We start from the raw sequence: 1,207 nt of genomic DNA, 5'->3' as shown, positions 1-1,207 counted from the left end.
CCCCGACGACCCCGGGGCTGCGCGGGCCCTTCCGCGCACGCGGCCTCGAACGCGGCCAGCACGTCCTCGGCGCTCGCGTACCGCTCCACCGGCTCCTTGGCCAGACACCGCGCCACCACCGCGTCGAGCGCCACCGGGACGTGCGCCCGCTCGGACACGCGCGGCGGACGCCGGCTCACGTGTCCTTCGCGCACCTCGTCCGCGCTGCCATGGAACGGCGGCGTGCCCGTGAGCAACTCGAACAGCAGCACGCCCAGCGCGTAGACATCCGCCGCCGTGCCCGCCTCGCGCGCGTCCAGGCACTGCTCCGGCGCCATGTAGACCGTCGTGCCCGCGCGGTTCCCCTCCTCCTCCGCCGGCCCGTCCTCCAGCCTCCGCGCGAGCCCGAAGTCCAGGAGGCTCAGCGCGCCACCCTCGCGCAGGAAGATGTTCTCCGGCTTGAGGTCCCGGTGCGCGAGCCCCACCGCGTGCACGCGCGCCACCGCCGGACACAGCCCCCTCAACAGCTCCCGCACCCGGGCCACGGACGCCGCGCCCGTCCCCGGCAGCGCCGCCATCCACGCCGCGAGCGTCTGCCCTCGCAACAGCTCCTGCACCAGGAACGGCCTGCCCCCGACCCGCCCCTCCTCCAGCACCGCCGGCACCGTGGGCGGCCCCACGCGCCGGAGCGCCTCCGCCTCGTGGGCGAAGCGCGCGTGGTGCGGCCCCAGCCCCACCTTGAGCGCCACCTCGCGGCCATCCGCCTCGCGCACCGCGGTGAAGACGTGGGCGAAGCCGCCCACCCCCAGCAGGGCGGCACCGGACAGGCCGGGGACGTCGGGGATCGCCAGCGGCTCCAGGGGGAAACCGGACCCGGCGGCGACGCCATTCACGGGACACGCCGCGCCCGGAGCGAGGCGGCGGTGGCAGACCGGACAGCGCATGCGGAGGCCCGAAGGCTACCAGAGCGCTCGCGCCAGCACGATGCCCACCCCCACCAGCCCCTCGCCCGCGATGAGCCCGGCCGCCAGCGTCACGCCCGGCCCTTCCGACGCGGGCCTCCACCGGCGGGCCAGCTCCCACCCCAGCCCGCCCAGGAAGAACCCCAGGCACGTGGAGGCCGGCAGCAGACAGGCCAGCCCCACCCCCACGGCGGACGGCGTCCAGCGGCGGAGGCGCTCCGGCAGCGCCTGCTCTCCCAGCGTGAGGACCGCCGCCGCCAGCGCGG

Annotated in this window: 2 protein-coding genes; both read right to left on the bottom strand. The window is 77.2% G+C overall.

The genetic code is table 11. The annotated features are described in order from the left end of the window. Window positions 1–923: serine/threonine-protein kinase (locus tag ACLEQD_RS43800; protein ID WP_410391852.1), on the bottom strand; the 923-nt coding region annotated here is incomplete at its 3' end. Between the two features lie 15 nt (window positions 924–938). After that, window positions 939–1,207, bottom strand: a 269-nt coding sequence (locus tag ACLEQD_RS43795; protein WP_410391851.1) for an OPT/YSL family transporter, incomplete at its 5' end; no start/stop codon positions are given.

Source organism: Corallococcus sp. 4LFB (assembly GCF_046520365.1).
In the GTDB taxonomy this organism is placed as follows: domain Bacteria; phylum Myxococcota; class Myxococcia; order Myxococcales; family Myxococcaceae; genus Corallococcus; species Corallococcus caeni.
This window is presented reverse-complemented; position numbering and strand designations above follow the sequence as displayed.